This window comes from Rhodobacter ferrooxidans (genome assembly GCF_000176015.1).
GTDB lineage: Bacteria > Pseudomonadota > Alphaproteobacteria > Rhodobacterales > Rhodobacteraceae > Pseudorhodobacter_B > Pseudorhodobacter_B ferrooxidans.
Map to the genome: position 1 here is coordinate 13,430 of NZ_ACYY01000020.1, position 16,035 is coordinate 29,464.

General features: G+C 60.6%; 16 protein-coding genes. 11 read left to right on the forward strand and 5 right to left on the reverse strand.

The genetic code is table 11. The features are described 5' to 3' along the window. Positions 1-37: 37 nt before the first annotated feature. The 11 genes from RSW2DRAFT_RS17505 to RSW2DRAFT_RS13360 all read left to right on the forward strand — a co-directional run bounded on the left by RSW2DRAFT_RS17505 (position 38) and on the right by RSW2DRAFT_RS13360 (position 14,163). Entirely contained in the window at positions 38-247 is a 210-nt protein-coding gene (locus RSW2DRAFT_RS17505; RefSeq protein WP_008031810.1) for a helix-turn-helix domain-containing protein, read from the forward strand. Continuing rightward, positions 240-3,308: a BPTD_3080 family restriction endonuclease gene (locus RSW2DRAFT_RS13315; RefSeq protein ID WP_008031812.1), complete on the forward strand. Its 3,069-nt coding sequence runs from the start codon at positions 240-242 to the stop codon at positions 3,306-3,308. Before RSW2DRAFT_RS17505 ends, RSW2DRAFT_RS13315 begins: the two co-directional genes overlap by 8 nt. Next, entirely contained in the window at positions 3,305-4,147 is an 843-nt protein-coding gene (gene dinD, locus RSW2DRAFT_RS13320; protein WP_008031814.1) for a DNA damage-inducible protein D, read from the forward strand. Before RSW2DRAFT_RS13315 ends, dinD begins: the two co-directional genes overlap by 4 nt. 3 nt (positions 4,148-4,150) lie before the next feature. After that, entirely contained in the window at positions 4,151-7,075 is a 2,925-nt protein-coding gene (locus RSW2DRAFT_RS13325) for a site-specific DNA-methyltransferase (RefSeq protein WP_008031816.1), read from the forward strand. Beyond that, the gene (locus RSW2DRAFT_RS17220) at positions 7,075-7,998 is read left to right on the forward strand and encodes an HNH endonuclease (protein WP_008031818.1); all 924 of its coding nucleotides are present in this window, start codon (positions 7,075-7,077) and stop codon (positions 7,996-7,998) included. Before RSW2DRAFT_RS13325 ends, RSW2DRAFT_RS17220 begins: the two co-directional genes overlap by 1 nt. A 4-nt stretch (positions 7,999-8,002) precedes the next feature. Then, entirely contained in the window at positions 8,003-10,093 is a 2,091-nt protein-coding gene (locus RSW2DRAFT_RS13335; protein ID WP_008031821.1) for a 3'-5' exonuclease, read from the forward strand. Between the two features lie 496 nt (positions 10,094-10,589). Continuing rightward, positions 10,590-11,849: a site-specific DNA-methyltransferase gene (locus tag RSW2DRAFT_RS13340; protein WP_008031822.1), complete on the forward strand. Its 1,260-nt coding sequence runs from the start codon at positions 10,590-10,592 to the stop codon at positions 11,847-11,849. Beyond that, positions 11,846-13,210 carry a site-specific DNA-methyltransferase gene (locus RSW2DRAFT_RS13345; RefSeq protein WP_008031825.1) on the forward strand — a complete coding sequence of 455 codons (1,365 nt, stop codon included), beginning with the start codon at positions 11,846-11,848 and terminating at the stop codon, positions 13,208-13,210. Before RSW2DRAFT_RS13340 ends, RSW2DRAFT_RS13345 begins: the two co-directional genes overlap by 4 nt. Continuing rightward, complete coding sequence (locus tag RSW2DRAFT_RS13350) at positions 13,207-13,716, forward strand: hypothetical protein (protein WP_008031827.1); 510 nt, start codon at positions 13,207-13,209, stop codon at positions 13,714-13,716. Before RSW2DRAFT_RS13345 ends, RSW2DRAFT_RS13350 begins: the two co-directional genes overlap by 4 nt. Before the next feature lie 22 nt (positions 13,717-13,738). Continuing rightward, positions 13,739-13,927 (forward strand): DUF7220 family protein, encoded by a 189-nt coding sequence (locus tag RSW2DRAFT_RS13355; protein ID WP_449314182.1) that lies wholly within the window; start codon positions 13,739-13,741, stop codon positions 13,925-13,927. Between the two features lie 41 nt (positions 13,928-13,968). Further along, a complete protein-coding gene (locus RSW2DRAFT_RS13360) occupies positions 13,969-14,163 on the forward strand; it encodes a hypothetical protein (RefSeq protein WP_008031829.1) in 195 nt (64 codons plus the stop codon). Between the two features lie 96 nt (positions 14,164-14,259). On the opposite strand, the gene RSW2DRAFT_RS13365 is transcribed toward RSW2DRAFT_RS13360, so the two are convergent. From RSW2DRAFT_RS13365 to RSW2DRAFT_RS13385, 5 genes are read right to left on the reverse strand one after another with little or no spacing between them, the layout of a single operon-like run. After that, a complete protein-coding gene (locus RSW2DRAFT_RS13365) occupies positions 14,260-14,847 on the reverse strand; it encodes a DUF3489 domain-containing protein (RefSeq protein WP_008031831.1) in 588 nt (195 codons plus the stop codon). A gap of 9 nt (positions 14,848-14,856) precedes the next feature. Beyond that, complete coding sequence (locus RSW2DRAFT_RS13370; protein ID WP_008031833.1) at positions 14,857-15,081, reverse strand: hypothetical protein; 225 nt, start codon at positions 15,079-15,081, stop codon at positions 14,857-14,859. Beyond that, on the reverse strand, positions 15,071-15,298 hold the full coding sequence (locus tag RSW2DRAFT_RS13375; protein WP_008031834.1) for a hypothetical protein: 228 nt from the start codon (positions 15,296-15,298) through the stop codon (positions 15,071-15,073). Before RSW2DRAFT_RS13375 ends, RSW2DRAFT_RS13370 begins: the two co-directional genes overlap by 11 nt. After that, entirely contained in the window at positions 15,295-15,696 is a 402-nt protein-coding gene (locus RSW2DRAFT_RS13380) for a hypothetical protein (protein WP_008031835.1), read from the reverse strand. Before RSW2DRAFT_RS13380 ends, RSW2DRAFT_RS13375 begins: the two co-directional genes overlap by 4 nt. Positions 15,697-15,705: 9 nt before the next feature. After that, the gene (locus RSW2DRAFT_RS13385) at positions 15,706-15,927 is read right to left on the reverse strand and encodes a hypothetical protein (RefSeq protein ID WP_008031836.1); all 222 of its coding nucleotides are present in this window, start codon (positions 15,925-15,927) and stop codon (positions 15,706-15,708) included. Positions 15,928-16,035 lie beyond the last annotated feature (108 nt).

A 16,035-nucleotide genomic window follows, 5' to 3' on the forward strand; every position in this document is an offset into this window, starting at 1 on the left:
CAGCTTCAATTTTCACATTTCGAGAAGGAGCAGGTCCATGTCGGACCCTATTCTCACTTTGCCAGAGGTCGCGGTTTTGTTGAAGGTTGCAGAGAAAACCGTCTACACGATGGCGCGCGGAGGCCAAATCCCGGCATTCAAGGTTCGAGGTCAGTGGCGCTTCAGGCATAACGATATTGATCGATGGATCGATGAACAGAAGGCATCCGTAAAAGAAAACCTTGGAAAAGGTGCGGCGGATGTCTGAGCAGTTCTTCGAAAAACCGATCCTGAATTCGCCTTATGCGTACCCCGGCAGGCATTGGGAACTTGATCAGGATGGTCAACCCACAAACCGCATCCTTGATAACCGGCGGCGCTCCGATCTCATCACACCCGTTCCCAAAACGAAAAAGCAGCGGCAGAACACGAAACAAGCGTCCCTGTTGCTCGGCGCCAATGACGAACTTTCGACATCGGATCAAGAATACAACCCCACCCCGATCATCAACGAGGTTCGGGGGTATGTCGAATCCTGGCGCAATCTGCCGAACCCCGATCAATGGCTGGTGACGCCAGAGACCGCACGCCTGCTGCAACACTGGCGGCACCACAGATTTGAGGGCATCCGTCCGTTCTTTTGCCAGATCGAAGCAGTGGAAACCGCGATCTGGCTGACAGAAGTTGCTCCGAAGATGGGGCCGCGCGTTGCCAAGTTCTGGGCCCACATCAAAGGGGCGAATGAACAGGCGAACCCCGAACTGCTGCGTTTGGCGCTGAAGCTTGCGACGGGTGCAGGCAAGACCACCGTTATGGCGATGCTGATCGCCTGGCAAACCGTCAATGCCGTGCGCCACCCGAACAGCAAGGCGTTTTCCAGCCGATTCTTGATCGTTTCCCCTGGCATCACCATCCGCGACAGGTTGCGTGTACTGATGCCCAACGACCCGGAAAGCTACTATCGCAGCCGTGAAATCACACCGCCCGACATGCTGCGCGATATCCAGAGCGCCAAGATCGTCATCACCAACTACCACGCCTTCAAGTTGCGTGAAAAACTAGTGATCGCCAAAGGCACCCGCCAGGCCCTTGAAGGCTGGCGTGGCGACAAGGTCCAGACGCTGGAAACCGAAGGCGAGATGATTCAGCGCGTCATGGGCGACCTGATGGGCCAGAAGAACATCGTCGTTTTGAACGACGAGGCGCATCACTGCTACCGCGAGCGGGTCAAGGATGCTGTCGGTGACACTGAGGATGATCTGAAAGGCGACGACAAGAGCGAGGCCAAGGAGAACAACGAAGCGGCCCGCATGTGGATTTCTGGCTTGGAAGCGGTCAAGCGCAAGCTGGGCATCAGCCTGGTTTACGATCTGTCAGCGACCCCGTTCTTCCTGCGCGGCTCTGGCTATATCGAGGGCACGCTGTTCCCGTGGACGATGTCGGATTTCTCGCTGATGGACGCAATTGAATGCGGCATTGTGAAGTTGCCGCGCGTGCCTGTGGCTGACAATATCGAAGGTGGCGACACGCCAAAGTTCCGCAACCTTTGGGAACACATCGGTAAGAAGCTTCCCAAAAAGGGGCGCGTCGCGGGCAAGGCGCTTGATCCGCTAAGCCTGCCTGCCGAACTGCTGACAGCACTTGAGGCCCTCTACGGCCACTATGAAAAGACCTTTCATCTTTGGCAGGAGGAAGGGATCGGCGTCCCACCAGTGTTCATCGTTGTCTGCAACAACACGGCGACATCGGAGCTGATCTACAAGTACGTTTCCGGCTTTGACCGTGTCAGCGATGATGGCACCGAGACCACGCTGGAAAACGGCCGTCTCGCCCTGTTCCGCAACTACGATGACTTCGGCAACCGGATGCCACGCCCGAACACGATCCTGATCGACTCCGCCCAGCTTGAGTCTGGCGAGGCGCTGGACAAAGATTTCCGCGAAATGGCCGCGACGGAAATCGAGCAGTTCAAGCGCGAGATGATCGAGCGCACTGGCGATATTCACGCGGGCGACAGCATCGACGAATCCACCCTGCTGCGCGAGGTGATGAACACCGTCGGCAAGAAGGGCAAGCTGGGCGAACAGATCCGCTGTGTCGTTTCCGTCTCGATGCTGACTGAAGGTTGGGATGCCAACACCGTCACCCACGTTCTGGGCGTGCGGGCGTTCGGCACTCAATTGCTGTGCGAACAGGTCGTCGGTCGCGCGCTGCGCCGCCAGTCGTATGAACTGAACGAAGAAGGCCTGTTCAACGTCGAATATGCCGATGTCCTCGGCATCCCCTTCGATTTCGCCGCCAAACCTGTGGTGTCTCCCCCGGCCAAGCCCCGCGAAACCGTCCGCGTCCATGCGGTCAAACCCGAGCGCGACGCACTGGAAATCACCTTTCCCCGCGTCGAGGGCTATCGCGTCGAACTACCCGATGAACGGCTGGAGGCGAATTTCGGCCCAGACCATGTGCTGGAACTGACCCCGAAACTTCTCGGCCCATCCAGCACCACCAATCAGGGCATCATCGGCGAAGGGGTGGACCTGACGCTGGAGCATCTGGAAGACATGCGGTCGTCCACCATCCTGTTCCATCTGGCGCGACACCTGCTCTACACCAAATACCGCGATCCGGGCGAGGTACCGAAGCTGCACCTGTTCGGTCAGTTGAAACGCGTCACACGGCAATGGTTGGACGGTGGTTATCTGAAATGCAGTGGCGGCACCTACCCCGCCCAGCTGGTCTACAAGGAAATCGCCGATATGGCGGCCGAGCGGATCAAAGCTGCCATCACCCTGACCCTGCAAGGTGAACGTCCGGTCAAGGCGATCCTGGATCCCTACAACCCCACCGGCACCACCGCGTTCGTAAACTTCACCACATCCAAGGAACTGCGCTGGCAGACGGCCCCGAACAAGTCCCACGTCAACTGGGTGGTCTGCGACAGCGGATGGGAGGCTGAGTTTGCCCGGGTCGCGGAAAGCCACCCTGCGGTCCTGTCCTACGTCAAGAACCAGGGGCTTGGTCTGGAAGTGCCCTATCTCACCGGCTCCACGCCGCACAAATACATCCCCGACTTCATCGTTCAGATCGACGATGGCCGCCGCACCGCCGACGACAAACCCGACCCGCTGAACCTGATCGTCGAGGTCAAGGGCTACCGAGGCGAGGATGCCAAGGACAAGGCCAACACCATGCGCAGCTACTGGGTGCCGGGCGTCAACAACCTTGAAAAGTTCGGGCGCTGGGCGTTCGCTGAGTTCACGGCCGTCTATGAGATGGAAGAAGATTTCAACACTCTGATAAATATGCATATTTCCAAAGGGGAACTGGCGTGAAAACAGAAGTCATTCAGCAACTCACCGTCAGTTTTGAAGGCCACGCACAGCAAACTGAGTCGGGAGTCGAGTATTGGCTTGCCCGTGATCTGCAGATTTTGCTCGGATACGCGAAGTGGGACAACTTCCTGAATGTGATCACCAAAGCGAAAACAGCCTGTGAGGTATCGGGCCATGATGTCCGCGACCATTTTGCCGACGTCGGGAAAATGGTCGAACTTGGCTCGGGCAGCCGCCGCGAGATTGACGACATCATGCTGACCCGTTTTGCCTGCTACCTTATCGCCCAGAACGGCGACCCGGCAAAGTCCGAGATAGCATTCGCGCAGACCTACTTTGCCATCCAGACGCGTCGTGCAGAATTGATCGAACAGCGCATGCTGGAATCCGAACGCCTCGCCGCCCGCAAGAAGCTGACGGAAACCGAAAAGGAACTGTCGGGCGTCATCTATGAACAAACCGGTGGCAACCAGGACTTCGCAACGATCCGCAGCAAGGGCGACCACGCCCTGTTCGGTAAGTCCACTGCAGCGATGAAATCGCATTGGAAGGTGCCGGACAATCGTCCCCTGGCGGATTTCGCGCCAACGATCATCCTGAAAGCCAAGGATTTTGCGACGGAAATCACGATCTTCAACGCTCGCGCCCATGGCATGTCCAGCGAGCCTGTGATCTCGGCAGAGCATGTCACCAACAACGACGCCGTGCGCAAAACGCTGCTCAGCCGCGGCATCCGTCCAGAAGCCCTTGCACCCGACGAAGACATCAAAAAGGTTGAGCGCCGCCTTGTCTCGGACGAGCGCAAGTCGCTGACAAAACCTGAACGACTGGAAGACTGACCCATGGCCAAGAAACCCATCGAGGTCGAAACCCTCACCCATGACGCCACGCGCAAGAACATTCCGACGGCGGAATTCGAAAGCCTGATGCGGGATCAGGACAAGACGCCCATTCAGCTGGCCTACGAACGCCGCAACCGCGATCTGGACCCGCAGTTAGTCTGGCGCGGCAAGGATGAACAGGATTGGTCCGACCTGATCGTTCAGGCGCCCCCCTTGTACATCCAGGAAAAGGTCCACCCCAAGGTCATCATCGACGACCTGAAACGCGAAAGCGCCAATCGCGCCAAGGCGACCCGCGACGCCCCGCAGTTCGACATGTTCGCCGATTTCAACGGCCTGCCCGACGATATGGAGGCGAAAACCGAGTTCTACCAGCACGATCAGCACTGGTCGAACCGGATGATCTCGGGCGACAGCCTGTCGGTGATGGCCTCGCTGGCCGAGCGTGAGGGGCTGCGCGGTCAGGTACAGTGCATCTATTTCGACCCGCCCTATGGCATCAAGTTCAACTCCAACTTCCAGTGGTCCACCACCTCCCGCGATGTGAAGGATGGCGACAAGACCCATGTGACGCGCGAACCCGAACAGGTCCGCGCCTTTCGCGACACCTGGAAGGACGGCATCCATTCCTACCTGACCTACCTGCGCGACCGGCTGACCGTGGCGCGCGATCTGCTGAGCGACAGCGGCAGCATCTTCGTGCAGATCGGCGACGAGAACGTCCACCGCGTGCGGGCGCTGATGGATGAGGTGTTTGGGGATGAGAATTTCATCGCGTCGATAGCAGTTACTAAAACAAGTGGCGCAACCTCGTTGGAACTCTCTGGCGTGTTTGACTATGTCTTGTATTTCGCTAAGAAGAAATCAGCAGCAAAATATCGACAGCTTTACAACAGGAAAACTCTCGGCTCCGAAGGAACCACTCAATATACTTGGACTTTAGAACCAAGTGATATGACTGTATCTCGGTTTAAGGGCGATGGAACCACACTTGATAAAAACCTCCGTGTCTTTGCCGCAGATAACTTAACCAGTCAAAGCATTGGTCGGGACAAAGGTGAGGGGGCCGCCAGTTGGTTTCCAGTTGACCTAGCTGGAAAGCAGTATCGCCCTTCTGAAAAATCACGTTGGAAATCCAATCAATCTGGATTTGTGCGGCTTGGTTTTTCTGGACGCTTCCAGCCCATTGGCAATACACTCATGTACCGACGTTTCTTGGACGATTTTGCAGTAGCTCCAATAAATAATCTTTGGCGCGATACCGTTATGACCGGTTTTTCAGAAGAGAAGACATACGTTGTCCAAAGCTCTTCCAAAATTGTCGAACGCTGCATGCTGATGACCACCGACCCCGGCGATCTGGTGCTCGATCCCACCTGCGGCTCTGGCACCACAGCCTATGTCGCCGAACAATGGGGGCGGCGCTGGATCACCATCGACACCTCTCGCGTCGCCGTGGCTCTCGCCCGGTCGCGCCTGATGGGCGCGCGCTATCCCTATTACCTTCTGGCCGACAGCAAGGAAGGCCAAGCGAAGGAAGGCGAGATTACCCGCACCCCGCCCAAATCAGCCGCTACCCAGGGCAGCATCCGCCAGGGCTTTGTCTATGAGCGCGTGCCGCACATCACGCTGAAATCCATCGCCAACAACGCCGAAATCGACGTGATCTGGGACCGCCTGCAACCCGCCGTCGATGCCGCCCGCGACGCCCTCAACACCGCCCTGTCCGGCCACCCCACCCCGTTCAAGGTGGAAACCGGCGGCCGCGCTGGCGCAAAGATCGACTTCCGCGCCGCCGGCGAAGTGAAACTCCCCTCTGGCGAACTGGCCCCGGCGAACGGCCTGATGGAATGGGAAATCCCGCGCGAAGCCCCCTCCGGCTGGCCCGCCACCGCTCAATCCGCCCTGAAACGGTTCTGGGAGGCCCGCATCACCCGCCAGCGCGAAATCGACGCCAGCATCGCCGCCAAGGCCGAGTTCGAATTCCTTTACGACAAGCCCTTCTCCGACAACACCAAAACCCGTGTCGCTGGCCCCTTCACCGTGGAAAGCCTGTCGCCCCACCGCACCCTCGCCGTCGATTGGAATGACGAGCTGATCGACACCTACGAGGCCGCCGAGGGCAGGCGCAAGAAGGCCGAACGCGGCGACAGTTACACCGACTTCGCCCATATGATCCTGGAAAACCTGAAAGCCGCAGGCGTGCAGCAGGCGCATAAGGAGGACCGGATCACCTTCACCGCCCTGACCGGCTGGCCCGGCACCTACATCAGCGCCGAGGGCAACTTCATGGAAGGCGACACCCAGCGCCGCGCCGGTGTGTTTATCGGCCCCGAATTCGGCACCGTTTCCCGCCCCGATCTGGTCGCCGCCGCGCGCGAGGCAGGCGACGCCAGTTTCGACGTGCTGATCGCCTGCGCCTTCAACTACGACGCCCATTCGTCCGAGTTCGACAAGCTGGGCCGCATCCGCGTGCTGAAGGCCCGGATGAACCCCGACTTGCACATGGCTGCCGACCTGAAAGCAACCGGTGCGGGCAACCTGTTCGTGATTTTCGGCGAACCTGATATCCGCATCACTGATGCAGGCGACGGGATGGTGGCGGTCCAGGTCTTCGGCGTGGACGTGTTCAAGCCCCAGACCGGCGAAGTCCAAAGCGAGGGCACCGACGGCATTGCCCTCTGGATGCTGGACACCGACTACAACGAGGAATCCTTCTTCGTCCGCCACGCCTATTTCCTCGGTGCCAACGACCCCTACAAGGCGCTGAAAACCACGCTGAAGGCCGAGATCGACGAGGAAGCCTGGGAAAGCCTGTATTCCGACACCTCGCGCCCGTTCGCGAAACCGAAGTCAGGCCGGATCGCGGTGAAGGTGATCAACCACCTCGGCGACGAGGTGATGAAGGTGTTTGCGGTGGAGTGATGGCAGTGCGGAAACCGAGACTGACGCCGACCGAACGCGACACACTGCCCTTGCTCAATGTCGTCATCCCACCTTGGGAGGGGTCACACCCGTTCAACGTCGGCCAGGACATCGAGAAGTACACGCCCCAGGAACTGAGGAAAGTTGCTTCAACGAAGCAGCGACGGACCGATTTTTTCGAGAAGACTCTACTCGCGATCTGGTATGCAACGGGAGAGCAGGCCGTTCCTTACGCCTTCAAGACAGCCGACCAATCGGTTCGTTCCCTTGACGCAGGCTGCTTGGGCTTTCTTTCTAATCGTGAGCCGCCGGAAATCATTCTGCTTCTGGACGAAGAAGGTTTCATCAGAGCGGTAGAGCCTGCGTTTGGCTTGATCGACCGCTACCGTATGCTGGGTGGGGACCGCCTTCGGCTTACGGTGACCCTCTCCACGGGACAGCCCGACGCGCAGAGTCTCGCTGAAGAGGATGAGCCACTGGGTTTTGACCCCGCTGCTCAGGTTGATGATCGTCTGAAGAAGGAATCCCTGATTACGATCCGCGAAGGCGCGCGCGAGTTCAGGAAAGCCGTTCTTTTGCAATGGGAAAGTTGTGCGCTTTCTGGCTGTACGGTCAGAGATGCATTGGAGGCAGCGCACCTGCATCGGTATGGCGGGGTCAACACAAACCACTTACGAAACGGCATCATATTGCGAGCTGACATTCACCGCCTTTTCGACAGGCACCTAATCAGCCTCCACTACCATAATGGAGACCTAGTCTTCTCTGTTTCCCGTGGTTTATCGAATTCCGAGTATCAGGATTTCGATCAAAAGCGCATAATGGAACGTGATCTTCCAGAGCGACGCCCACATCCTGTCGTCGTCCAGAAGCACTACGAAGAGTTCTGCAGAATGGAACGCAATCGATCGACAGAGCATTGATGTGATGGAATTCCGGATCGCCGACACATTCACCGACAGTCTAGGGCGCCTGACTGCACAGGAGCAGAAGGCGGCCAAAACCACGGCTTTCGATCTCCAGTTGGATCCGACTTCCAACGGCCTGTCGTTCCATAAGCTGGACCGCGCCAAGGACACGAACTTCTGGTCGGTGCGGGTGAATGCCGACATCCGGATCATCGTCCACCGCACGGTCGCTAGCATCCTGCTGGTCTATGTCGATCACCACGACGACGCCTACAAATGGGCGGAACGGCGCAAGATCGAACGACACCCGACCACGGGCGCCATGCAGCTGGTGGAAGTTCGCGAACGGGTCGAAGAGGTGGAGATCTTCAAGCCTAAGGGGTCGCCGGTTATTCCGGCGGCCACCGCGAAACCAGCCGTCAAGTTGTTCGACAACCTGCGCAAATTCGAACTGATGGCCTTTGGCGTGCCCGAAGAATGGGTGAATGACGTTCGCGCGGCCACCGAGGACACGCTGTTCGACATCATCGAACACCTTCCCCAAGAGGCGCAGGAAGCCCTGTTGAAACTGGCCGTCGGTGAAAAGCCGCATCCGCCAGAGCCTGCGCCGGTCGAAGCCGACCCCTTTGCCCATCCCGATGCTCAGCGCCGTTTCCGGGTGCTGACCAACGCCGAAGAGCTGAAGCAGGCGCTGGATTACCCCTGGGACAAATGGGCGGTGTTCCTGCATCCCGCTCAGGCCGAACTGGTCGAAAAGTCCTTCTCCGGTCCGACCCGTGTGTCCGGATCGGCGGGAACGGGCAAGACCATCGTGGCGCTGCACCGCGCTGTACATCTGGCGCGCGCTAACCCCGGCTCGACCGTGCTGCTGACCACCTTCTCCAGAGCGCTGGCCAATTCTCTACGGGTCAAATTGGCCAGTCTGGTGGCAGGCGAGCCATTGATTGCCGCCCGGATCGTCGTCAAAGCGATCTCGACGGTTGGCTATGACCTCTATTCCGAACGGTTCGGCCAACCCCAGATCGCCGCACCCGCCTTGATCCGCTCTCTGATCACCAAGGCGGCATCAGAGGTCGAAGGTCATCGCTTCTCAACCCATTTCCTTGTCGGAGAATGGGAGGATGTTGTCGACGCTTGGCAACTGCGGTCGTGGGACGAATATCGGGACGTGTCCCGCCTTGGCCGCAAGACCAGGATCGGCGGCAAACAGCGCGAAGCCCTCTGGTCCATCTTCGAAGGGGTGCGGGCGGGCCTGGTGGAACGGCGCATTGTCACCTGGTCGGACGTGTTCGGGCGATTGACGGATAGCCTGGTGGGAAAATCCGCTCGTCCCTATGATTTCGCGATCATCGACGAAGCTCAGGATCTGGGTGTGGCTGAAGCACGGTTTTTCGCCGCGATGGCGGAAGGGCGTGCGGATGGGCTATTCTTTGCAGGCGACCTCGGTCAGCGGATCTTCCAACAGCCATTTTCGTGGAAGGCGCTGGGCTTGGACGTGCGCGGCCGGTCCTTCACCCTGCGCATCAACTATCGCACGTCCCATCAAATCCGCCTTCATGCCGACAGGCTTCTTCCGACAACGGTCTCAGACGTCGACGGAAACGCAGAGGGACGGCGTGGCACAGTGTCGATGTTCGACGGTCCGCCGCCGATGGTGATGGCATGCGCCGATGCCGACCATGAGTGTCGCGTCGTCGGCAACTGGATCAATGAACGGCTGAAGGAGGGCTGCGCACCAAGCGAGGTGGGCGTCTTCGTGCGGTCCGATGCGGAACTGAAGCGCGCCCGCGCTGCGGTGAAGGCTGCCGGTGCGCGCGCCGTTGAACTGAACGACAAGGTCGAGGTTGAGAGTGGCGCTGTCGCCATCAGCACAATGCATTTCGCCAAGGGTCTGGAATTCCGGTCCGTTGTCGTCATGGCCTGCGACGACGATGTCATTCCCCAATCGGATCGCATTGAATCGGTGGCTGATGATGCTGACCTTGAAGAGGTCTACAACACCGAACGGCACCTCCTCTACGTGGCATGCACCCGCGCGCGCGACCATCTCTTGGTTACAGGCATCACGCCGGTGTCCGAGTTCGTCGATGATTTCCTGAAAGGGTCTTGATCAGACCTATTGATCCGGCAAGTCCGCAGCGCGGTCAAAACTGAGGCCCCCTGGCATGGTTCCTCCCCAGCCCTTTTTGTATGCGGGGGGGCGCAGCGCAGCGTTTCGCTAGCGACAGGCACTTTCACCGGGGAATCCAGGCGGAATCCACCTGCCGGGTGATCTTGGAAAAAGCGACTCGTTATCAAAGGCTTGCGGAATCACGATCTTGGCGTGCTGGATTCTTTTGCGGAAGCCAGGGAATCCAGTTTGCGGAAGCCACCTTGCCGGAAGCCAGCCAGCGGAAGCCATCTGCCGGGAAGCCGTTGAATCCACGTGCATTTTTCGTTTGACACAGGTGCCCCCCTTGACGTACCCCTTGATCATCGAAGAATAGCGCCCGGAGGTAACCCCTCGCGGGCGCTTTCGTTTTCCCGACATCGCGGATCCTGAAGCACGCGCTGGCCTTCTCGCCGGTGCGCTTCGGCTTGTCCGCCCGCCCAAATGAGAACCGCCCATGGACCTGGTCTTCGCGCCGAGCCGGATTGAATCTTGGCCTCTCGACCGGCTGCGCCCCTATGCCCGCAATGCCAAGATCCACGGCACGGACCAGGTAGCAAAGATCGCGGCCAGCATGGCAAAGTTCGGCTGGACGGTGCCGTGCCTCGTTGCCGACGATGGAGAATTGATCGCGGGGCACGGCCGGGTTTTGGCCGCCATCATGCTGGGGCTGAAGGAGGTGCCGGTGATCCGGCTCAGCCACCTCGAAGAGACCGAGCGCCGGGCCTATCGGATCGCCGACAACAAACTGCCCGAGCTGGCCAAATGGGACGATGCCGCGCTGGGCGACGAGGTGGCCTTTCTGCTGGCCGAGGATTTCGACCTTTCGCTGCTGGGGTTCCCGGAAGATGAACTTGACGCGCTGCTGAACGATCCGGATCAGGTCGACGGTGGCGCGGTCGAGGGTGAGGATGACATTCCGGAACCGCCCGTCACGCCGGTGTCAGTGGCGGGCGACCTGTGGCAGCTTGGATCGCACCGGTTGATCTGCGGCGACAGCACGTCCGCCGATGTTGTTGGCCGCTTGCTGGGCGACGTGCGCCCGCTGCTGATGGTGACGGACCCGCCCTATGGCGTGGAATACGACCCGTCCTGGCGCAATCAGGCGGGTGCGGCCAAGACCAAACGCACCGGCAAGGTGCTGAACGATGACCGCGCCGATTGGCGCGAGGCGTGGGCGTTGTTTCCCGGCGACGTCGCCTATGTCTGGCACGGCGCGCTGCATGCGGGCGAGGTTGCCGACAGTCTGGCGGCGGCAGGTTTTGCCGTGCGGTCGCAGATCATATGGGCCAAGGATCGGCTGGTTCTCAGCCGCGGCGATTATCACTGGCAGCATGAACCCTGCTGGTATGCGGTGCGCGTCAAGGGCAAGGGCCATTGGGCCGGGGACCGGAAGCAAACGACCCTCTGGCACATCTCCGGCAAGGACCAGGACGCCGCGACGGTGCACGGCACCCAGAAGCCGGTGGAATGCATGCGCCGCCCGATCCTGAACAACTCTAGCCCCGGGCAAGCAGTGTTCGAACCCTTCATGGGATCCGGCACAACGCTGATCGCGGCCGAGACGACCGGGCGGGTGTGCTTCGGCATCGAATTGAACCCAGCCTACGTCGATCTGGCCATAGAGCGCTGGCAGCAATTCACCGGCACCAATGCGGTGCTTGCCGAGACTGGCGAGACCTTCGCCGACCTGAAGGCCAAGAGGCTGGCCGCATGAATACGCCCCTGCTGCCGAGCCGGATTGAATCCTGGCCTCTCGACCGGCTGCGCCCCTACGCCCGCAATGCAAAGATCCACGGCACCGATCAGGTCGCCAAGATCGCCGCCAGCATGGCGAAGTTCGGCTGGACCGTGCCCTGCCTGGTGGCCGACGATGGCGAGTTGATCGCCGGGCATGGCCGGGTCCTGGCGGCCGCGATGCTGGGGCTGAAGGAGGTGCCGGTGATCCGGCTTAGCCATCTCGACGAGACCGAGCGCCGGGCCTATCGCATCGCCGACAACAAACTGCCCGAGCTGGCCAAATGGGACGATGCCGCGCTGGGCGACGAGGTGGCATTTCTGCGGGCCGAGGATTTCGACATCTCGCTGCTGGGGTTCCCGGAAGATGAACTGGCCGCGCTGTTGGCCGATGCCGACGACCGCCCGACGATTTCTGACGATGCGGCCGATGCGATCCCCGATCCACCTGCCGAACCCATCACCAAGCCGGGCGATATCTGGCAGCTCGGTCGCCACCGGCTGTGCTGTGGCGACGCTACCGATCCGGCGGCCGTCGCCAGGTTGATGCAAGGCGAACAAGCCACGCTGATGTTCACCTCGCCGCCCTATGCCCAGCAACGCGACTATGGCGCGGCCAAGGAAAAGGTCGGGGATTGGGATGCGCTGATGCAGGGCGTCTTCACCGTCGCCCCGGTCGCGGGCGACGCGCAGGTCCTGGTCAACCTCGGCCTCGTGCACCGCGACAGCGAATGGCAGCCCTATTGGGAAGGATGGGTGGAATGGATGCGCGGCTCTGGCTGGCGTCGGTTTGGTTGGTATGTGTGGGATCAGGGCCCGGGTTTGCCGGGCGACTGGAATGGCCGCCTGGCCCCGTCGCACGAGTTCATTTTCCACTTCAACCGCGCGCCTCGCAAACCGCACAAGACCGTCCCGTCCAAACACGCGGGGGAAACCTTGGGCGGCGGTGGGCTGCGCGGGGCCGACGGCACCGTTCACGCCAAGACCGGAACCGGCAACGCGATCCAGAGCCACCGCATCCCTGACTCTGTGTTCCGGATCATGCGCCACAAGGGCGGGTTGGGCGCTGCAGGATCGCATCCGGCCGTGTTTCCTGTGGCGCTGGTCGAGGCGGTGCTGACGGCATTCTCGGATCCGGGCGACCTGATCTTTGAGCCGTTCTGCGGCTCCGGCACCCAGATCGTCGCCGCCGAACGCGCTGGGCGGCGCTGCTTCGCGATGGAACTGGACCCGGTCTATTGCGACGTTGCCGTGCGGCGGTGGGAAATGGCGACGGGGCGAAAGGCGCAGTTGGAAAATCGTAACGAGACCAACATTGGCAAGGAGACACGACAGAAATGATCATCAACGCCCCTATCTGGCGAAACGCCGACCTCATTCGGATCATTCCGATCACACGCGCGGACCTGAACCAGGCGATATCCCGCAACGACTTTCGGCCGCAAGACACGCCAAAGCCCGGCAAGGCGCGCTGGTATAGCTGGCGAGACGCGGTGGCAATTGCGGCGGCACAGGACTTGCGCAGGCTCGGCCTTGGCCCGTCTATCGCATTCGGGCTGGTGCAGGAACAGCTGTCTCCGTTTCTGCGAGGTCATATCGATAAGCCCGATGATTGCGCCGGGGTGTTTTGGCTGATCCGCCCGAGTGACGACCACCTCACGATCAAAACTCCGTGCGAGTTCATCCGCAATGCCGAAGACGAGGACCTCCTGATCGCGCCAAACGAGAACGCCTGCATCATCGTGAATGTGGGCCGTATTGCAGCGCGCGTGCTTTGCGACTTGATGGCGACCGAGACCGCCAAGGTCATCCGTGAGGAATTTCAGACCACGGAGCCGGTAATGTGAACCAATCGCGCCGCTGTCGCTGATCGAATCCGTCACCAACCTAATCGTGGGCTATGCGCTGGCTGTGGCGACGCAGATCGTCGTGTTCCCATGGTTTGGCCTGCACCCGAGCGTCGGCCAAAACCTCGCCATCGGCGCGCTGTTCAGCGCCATGTCGCTTCTGCGGAGCTACGCCTTGCGCAGGCTGTTTGAAAACTGGCGGCGCTCTTGACTGCGCTGGCGGTGCGCGGCCACGAATGCTAGATTCAAACCATGTCCGACTGGCAGCACATCGAGATCAGCAATCACGGGACCATCGTTATCCTGCGCCCGATTTCGGACGAGGGTCGGCGCTGGTTTGCGGATAATGTTGGCGAACCCGAACCGGGCGGCATCTACACATGCGAGCCGCGCATGGCTCAGGACATCCTGCAAGCCGCAGCGCGCGATCTGCTGTCGTGGCAATGAATTACCAACGCCGCAAGCGGGACATTGATTGGGCGTAATCGGATGCTGCTGACATAGAGGCAGTGACCGTCTCTGCCCTGTCGGTTTGTATCCTCATCAGGCTTGTGCCCGATCAGCATCCTTGATGCGGTATACGCGGCCGCGCTGGTCTTCCGTCTCGGAGGTGACGTTCAGACCGAGGCGCTTTTTCAGGGCACCGGACATGGCACCCCTGGCGCTATGTGCTTGCCAGCCCGTGGCAGCAATGATCGCCTCCATCGTGGCACCCTCGGGGGCACGCAGCATTGCGATCAACGTCGACTGCTTCGTGCCCTCGCGCAGAGTGTGCGGCATCGGCGCGGGACTGGATTCGGTGGTGGTGCACGACGCGGGTTCTTCGGTCTGCGTACGCAATGCGCCCATCCGCGCGGTGTTCGCTTCCACCGGTTCAATCCCGATGGCCAGCAGCCCCGCGTCAGTGACGACCAGCGTGGTACCGTGGCCGTCGCCAGTCTCACGCCAGAGCGGCTCATTGCGGCGCAGGTTGGCATCAACTTCCTGAAGCCAGCCGAGCGCGATCATCCTGTTGACGGCCATTTTGGCCGCCGCCCCGGCCAGCCCCTTGGGAAGTGGCAGGGCGATGTTGTCGGGGCGCTGGGCTCCGGCGCTTAGGATGATGGTCTGGGTTTCTGTCAGCTTGGTCATGGCGTTCCCCTATTGGTCGTTGGCGGCAAGGAAGGCGGCGATGCGCGACATCAGGTCGTTGTGGCCGTCGGCATCCGCTCCGATGATCACATCGCCATCGTCGTCGCGCTCCAGACCCGCGATCTCGCGCAGCAGGGCGATGGCGTCGTCAAAGGCGGCGAGGCGTTCGGCCTCCCATGCGGCGGTGAGGGCGTCCTGTTCGATCTGATGGCGCTGGGCGGGATCAATCGGCATGTTCGCCCTCCTTGAAGGCGCTGTCGGTGATCTGGCGCAGCAGGCTGGCGTAGTGGTTCAGGGTGCCGACATGGCCCCAGTTGATGTCGTCGGGATGGGTCTCGAAATGGTCGTCGCTCAGGGCCATCAGACGCTCCAGCATCGCGTCGATCTGGAACTTGGTGGTCATGAAGGCGTCGAGGGCTTTGGTATTGTCGGTGGCGCGGCGGGTGGTCATGGCGTGGTCTCCGGGGTGAGTTGCATCGTTTCCGTGTAATCACCATCGCTCTGGCGGGGCGGCAAGTGTAGGCAAATACAAGCAATATCAGTGCGTTCTGATTGCACTCCGGGCGCATCCACCTGCGGCACCACATGCACCCACTGGCATCCGATCCACATGTAAAGGTGCGCGAATTCCCGCGTCGGGCGCGGCAGGATGCGGGGATCACGGGGCGGGCTGAAGCAATCCAGCGCCTCGAGCGTGACCTGCCGGATTTCTCGGGCGGTGAGGATGTCTTCGGGTTTCCATCTGGCCAGCGCGGGCAGCATGTGGGCGGGGTAGCCGTCGAAATGCACATAGACATGCGCCCATTCCTCGGGGCCGATCTGGATGGCGATCTGCGCGCGCGTGCTCATCGGGATGCCTCAGATCAGCTGCAGATCGACCAGCACCGCGCTGGCGGCGGCCAGTTGCGCGGTCGGCAGGTCGATCTTGAGGTGCGAGAAGAGGTCCGAGCAGTCGGCCTTGATCCCGCCCTCACGCAGCGCGGTCTCGATGACTTCGGCCACCACGCTGGGGCGGTTGCGGTCGAGATGGTCGGGCAGCGTGGCGAGGTCGATGCGGATGGTGGTGGTGGCCATGGTCATGATCTGGATCTCCGATCCGGGGTGATTTCCTGATCCGAGAGTCGCTCTGTGCGCGAGTGTAATCAACAGAAATAGTCCGGCTTTCCTGTTTATTTCCAATGACTTGAG

Bases quoted from the DNA above. Each gene is read 5' to 3' on its own strand.
- RSW2DRAFT_RS13370 (WP_008031833.1), bottom strand. From the start codon at position 15,081: ATGCCGATTGATCCCGCCCAGCGCCATCAGATCGAACAGGACGCCCTC.
- RSW2DRAFT_RS13315 (WP_008031812.1), top strand. From the start codon at position 240: ATGTCTGAGCAGTTCTTCGAAAAACCGATCCTGAATTCGCCTTATGCG.
- RSW2DRAFT_RS17505 (WP_008031810.1), top strand. From the start codon at position 38: ATGTCGGACCCTATTCTCACTTTGCCAGAGGTCGCGGTTTTGTTGAAG.
- RSW2DRAFT_RS13360 (WP_008031829.1), top strand. From the start codon at position 13,969: ATGTCCGACTGGCAGCACATCGAGATCAGCAATCACGGGACCATCGTT.
- RSW2DRAFT_RS13345 (WP_008031825.1), top strand. From the start codon at position 11,846: ATGAATACGCCCCTGCTGCCGAGCCGGATTGAATCCTGGCCTCTCGAC.
- RSW2DRAFT_RS13325 (WP_008031816.1), top strand. From the start codon at position 4,151: ATGGCCAAGAAACCCATCGAGGTCGAAACCCTCACCCATGACGCCACG.
- RSW2DRAFT_RS13340 (WP_008031822.1), top strand. From the start codon at position 10,590: ATGGACCTGGTCTTCGCGCCGAGCCGGATTGAATCTTGGCCTCTCGAC.
- RSW2DRAFT_RS13335 (WP_008031821.1), top strand. From the start codon at position 8,003: ATGGAATTCCGGATCGCCGACACATTCACCGACAGTCTAGGGCGCCTG.
- RSW2DRAFT_RS13350 (WP_008031827.1), top strand. From the start codon at position 13,207: ATGATCATCAACGCCCCTATCTGGCGAAACGCCGACCTCATTCGGATC.
- RSW2DRAFT_RS13375 (WP_008031834.1), bottom strand. From the start codon at position 15,298: ATGACCACCCGCCGCGCCACCGACAATACCAAAGCCCTCGACGCCTTC.
- RSW2DRAFT_RS13380 (WP_008031835.1), bottom strand. From the start codon at position 15,696: ATGAGCACGCGCGCGCAGATCGCCATCCAGATCGGCCCCGAGGAATGG.
- RSW2DRAFT_RS13385 (WP_008031836.1), bottom strand. From the start codon at position 15,927: ATGACCATGGCCACCACCACCATCCGCATCGACCTCGCCACGCTGCCC.
- RSW2DRAFT_RS17220 (WP_008031818.1), top strand. From the start codon at position 7,075: ATGGCAGTGCGGAAACCGAGACTGACGCCGACCGAACGCGACACACTG.
- RSW2DRAFT_RS13365 (WP_008031831.1), bottom strand. From the start codon at position 14,847: ATGACCAAGCTGACAGAAACCCAGACCATCATCCTAAGCGCCGGAGCC.